Origin of the sequence: Citrobacter sp. NCU1, from assembly GCF_010231475.1 — a bacterium.
GTDB lineage: Bacteria > Pseudomonadota > Gammaproteobacteria > Enterobacterales > Enterobacteriaceae > Citrobacter_D.
In genome coordinates, this window is the sequence record NZ_NRDO01000097.1 from 1 (window position 1) to 4,056 (window position 4,056).

The 4,056-nt window shown below is 49.8% G+C and carries 3 protein-coding genes and 3 pseudogenes; 5 read left to right on the forward strand and 1 reads right to left on the reverse strand.

What is annotated here, in order from left to right:
- Positions 1–131 precede the first annotated feature (131 nt).
- The gene (locus tag CJP72_RS23870) at positions 132–377 is read left to right on the forward strand and encodes a hypothetical protein (protein WP_162383736.1); all 246 of its coding nucleotides are present in this window, start codon (positions 132–134) and stop codon (positions 375–377) included.
- A 416-nt stretch (positions 378–793) separates the two neighbouring features.
- Here the strand turns inward: CJP72_RS23870 and CJP72_RS23875 are convergent.
- Positions 794–913, reverse strand: a pseudogene (locus tag CJP72_RS23875) (DDE-type integrase/transposase/recombinase); the annotation flags it as partial.
- Between the two features lie 138 nt (positions 914–1,051).
- Between CJP72_RS23875 and CJP72_RS23880 the strand changes: the two are divergent.
- The 4 genes and pseudogenes from CJP72_RS23880 to CJP72_RS23900 form a co-directional block, all read left to right on the forward strand.
- Positions 1,052–1,366 (forward strand): hypothetical protein, encoded by a 315-nt coding sequence (locus CJP72_RS23880; RefSeq protein ID WP_001543753.1) that lies wholly within the window; start codon positions 1,052–1,054, stop codon positions 1,364–1,366.
- 27 nt (positions 1,367–1,393) lie between these two features.
- Positions 1,394–2,274: pseudogene (locus CJP72_RS23890) on the forward strand (IS3-like element IS3 family transposase); the annotation flags it as partial.
- Between the two features lie 280 nt (positions 2,275–2,554).
- A complete protein-coding gene (locus CJP72_RS23895; RefSeq protein ID WP_162383737.1) occupies positions 2,555–3,637 on the forward strand; it encodes an IS110 family transposase in 1,083 nt (360 codons plus the stop codon).
- A 16-nt stretch (positions 3,638–3,653) separates the two neighbouring features.
- Positions 3,654–3,935: pseudogene (locus tag CJP72_RS23900) on the forward strand (IS3 family transposase); the annotation flags it as partial.
- Between the last annotated feature and the right edge of the window lie 121 nt (positions 3,936–4,056).

Below are 4,056 nucleotides of genomic sequence, written 5' to 3' on the forward strand. Positions count from 1 at the left end.
TGACAAAGTCATCGGGCATTATCTGAACATAAAACACTATCAATAAGTTGGAGTCATTACCAGCGCTGTATGTCTAACTGCCGGAGGAATTACTACCCGGCAGTTGAGATCTGCCCGGAGTGATGCCGCCAGTGTCCCGGACACGTCGCCCGGAGCGCGTGAAATCTTGTTCAAAAATACTGGAGCGGTCGCCGCGCGATCAGCTGATGGCCAACGCGCTCGATGCGCAACCGGCGCGAAAACAATTTGTTGTTTTACAGTATGTTAGGTTGTTTGTGGTGCGAAAAATATTGGTGAGTATTTTTGATGGAGGCAGTAACGGTGGTGCGCTACGTGAAATCTGCGATTTTGCGGGAGTGTTTACCGGGGAGAATTGACGGAGCAGCACGACAAAAAACCGTTTAACTTATGTTGTGTGAGAATTTAGTTCATAAACCAAAATTTAGCTATCCACATGATTTCAATGTATATTCACTATTTATAGTTGAGTCTACCTCCAGATAACTTCATGAACTAGTAGGAAATGGGCGCCTAATGTGCATTTCTCGGCAACTTACTTAGTTACAGCATTTCCCAAATTAATCGTATAACCCGGCAAATCAAGATTTAGGTTGTATCTGATTGTCTTCTTGAATAATTTATGAATCTTAGTAACATTTAGATACACCAAAATCTAATCACAACAGCTCTCTGAGGGCGGTAGCATTGTCAGGGTTGATTGGATTTGCATGAGGCCTTTGTCCCTGACCCGATATCCTGATCCATTCAGAAAAAGAATTCCGACATACGAGACAATCTCTTTTGTCATGCGGGGTTGCATTGACCAGCCGATAACTTTTCGGGAGAACAGGTCAACCACCAGGGCCAGATACATCCAGCCTTCGTGGGTTCGGATGTAGGTTATGTCCGTCACACTTACCGCTTAATGAATTTGATAAAGTGCAATAAAATTCAAGCTATTGATTTTAAGAACAACACGAACGTTTCAGTTTAGTGGTTGCTGCGCGCCGCAGATCCAGCCGCCTACATCAACTTTAGGAAGGTAATAAGTATGGGTAAGGCTATCGATATCTTGCTTTACGTGGCTCTAAGCGAGGAGTTTGATGTCGTTATAGATATGCTAGGATCAGATTTTAAATCCCAAGAGCAGGTAGGTGTTGCACTGACAGGTTTCTTCGGCAATATCGACTCGCCTGTTCTTAACAGAAGCTTCGAAGTTGCTGTGTTCCCGGCAGGAAAAATGGGCAATACCCGATCCGCTAGTCTTACTTCAGCACTTATCGAGAAGCTGAATCCGGCCAACATCGTGGTGCTAGGCATAGCAGGATTGATCTTACCCAGCAATAGTGGACACGCGGCTAAGTGAGTAAACTCTCAGTCAGAGGTGACTCACATGACAAAAACAGTATCAACCAGTAAAAAACCCCGTAAACAGCATTCGCCTGAATTTCGCAGTGAAGCCCTGAAGCTTGCTGAACGCATCGGTGTTACTGCCGCAGCCCGTGAACTCAGCCTGTATGAATCACAGCTCTACAACTGGCGCAGTAAACAGCAAAATCAGCAGACGTCTTCTGAACGTGAACTGGAGATGTCTACCGAGATTGCACGTCTCAAACGCCAGCTGGCAGAACGGGATGAAGAGCTGGCTATCCTCCAAAAGGCCGCGACATACTTCGCGAAGCGCCTGAAATGAAGTATGTCTTTATTGAAAAACATCAGGCTGAGTTCAGCATCAAAGCAATGTGCCGCGTGCTCCGGGTGGCCCGCAGCGGCTGGTATACGTGGTGTCAGCGGCGGACAAGGATAAGCACGCGTCAGCAGTTCCGCCAACACTGCGACAGCGTTGTCCTCGCGGCTTTTACCCGGTCAAAACAGCGTTACGGTGCCCCACGCCTGACGGATGAACTGCGTGCTCAGGGTTACCCCTTTAACGTAAAAACCGTGGCGGCAAGCCTGCGCCGTCAGGGACTGAGGGCAAAGGCCTCCCGGAAGTTCAGCCCGGTCAGCTACCGCGCACACGGCCTGCCTGTGTCAGAAAATCTGTTGGAGCAGGATTTTTACGCCAGTGGCCCGAACCAGAAGTGGGCAGGAGACATCACGTACTTACGTACAGATGAAGGCTGGCTGTATCTGGCAGTGGTCATTGACCTGTGGTCACGTGCCGTTATTGGCTGGTCAATGTCGCCACGCATGACGGCGCAACTGGCCTGCGATGCCCTGCAGATGGCGCTGTGGCGGCGTAAGAGGCCCCGGAACGTTATCGTTCACACGGACAGTAAGAATGTCGGTGTCAGTTTTCATCACCACACTTGCTGTTTTGTCAACCCGGTGAGATCACTGATGCAGTGAAGACTTTCCGGCTCCCTGACTCTCACACTGATCGACCAGCAGCATGTCTTTCCCCGGACCTGTCGGTTGACGGAAAGGGCTTCATGCGAGGCTTCTCCTCACCGATACGCGTGACTCAAGAAGGGCCTGACGGCTTGTCTCATTACTGTCCTGTCCGGGTTATCGTCAGGAGAAACGACGATAAGTTTCAGAGCAGGATTAGGCTATGGCGAAGATTAAGTCAGTTCTCACACCGTCTGTTGTGGGGGGCGTTGATACGCACAAGGATCTGCACGTTGCTGCAGTGGTTGATGAAAACAACCGCATTTTAGGCAGTGAATTTTTCGCGACAACCCGGCAGGGATATCGGCAAATGCTGATATGGATGACATCTTTCGGAACGGTTACCCGCATCGGCGTTGAATGTACCGGCTCATACGGCGCTGGCTTGCTGCGCTACCTGCAGAATGCAGGAGTCACCGTTCTGGAAGTAACAGCTCCGGATAAAATGGAGCGTCGCAGGCGTGGAAAAAATGACACTATCGATGCTGAAAGTGCCGCCCACGCAGCTTTCTCACTAATACGCACTGTCACTCCTAAAACACGAAACGGGATGATTGAAGCACTTCGCGTTTTGAAAGTCTGCCGAAAAACGGCCGTTGCGGCGCGTCGTATTGCGCTGCAAATGATCCATATGGATATCGTTTCTGCACCGGACGAACTACGCGATCAAATACGTAATCTGACCCGGATGCAGCTGATCCGCACCCTGGCCGCATGGCGCCCGGATGTTACGGCGTATCGCAATGTTCAGGATGCTTATCGTATTGCCCTGAAATCGCTGGCCCGACGATACCTTGAACTGCATGATGAAATAGCAGACCTCGACATAATGATCGCGTCAATCGTTGATGAACTGGCACCTGAGCTGATTAAGCGTAATGCGATAGGCTATGAATCGGCTTCGCAGTTGCTGATCACAGCCGGTGATAACCCGCAACGACTTCAGTCTGAGTCTGGCTTCGCGGCCTTATGCGGAGTTAGCCCCGTTCCCGTCTCATCAGGTAAAACAAATCGCCACAGACTGAACCGGGGTGGCGATCGTGCAGCGAATAGCGCGCTGCATATCATCGCTATAGGCCGATTACGCACGGACACGAAAACACAGGACTATGTAGCGAAAAAAGTCTCGGAGGGGCATTCAAAAATGGAAGCACTGCGCTGCCTGAAACGTTATATCGCACGCGAGGTCTACACACTGCTTCGAAATCAAAATCGGCAGATCAACAGCACTCAAATAACGACTTGACACTTAGAAGGGCGTCCGTGGAGGCCAGTACTGTTCAGCAGATTATCAGGCGCAACTGAAGCGGCATAATCTGCGTGGAAGTATGAGCGCAAAAGGTTGCTGCTACGATAATGCCTGCGTGGAAAGCTTCTTTCATTCGCTGAAAGTGGAATGTATCCATGGAGAACACTTTATCAGCCGGGAAATAATGCGGGCAACGGTATTTAATTATATCGAATGTGATTACAATCGGTGGCGGCGGCACAGTTGGTGTGGCGGCCTCAGTCCGGAACAATTTGAAAACCAGAACCTCGCTTAGGCCTGTGTCCATATTACGTGGGTAGGATCAAACAGCTTATCCTCTCGCATCTGCGTTTTGGGTGATGCTGCCAACTTACTGATTTAGTGTATGATGGTGTTTTTGAGGTGCTCCAGTGGCT

Coding starts and splice junctions, on each gene's coding strand:
- CJP72_RS23895 (WP_162383737.1), top strand. CDS start 2,555: ATGGCGAAGATTAAGTCAGTTCTCACACCGTCTGTTGTGGGGGGCGTT.
- CJP72_RS23880 (WP_001543753.1), top strand. CDS start 1,052: ATGGGTAAGGCTATCGATATCTTGCTTTACGTGGCTCTAAGCGAGGAG.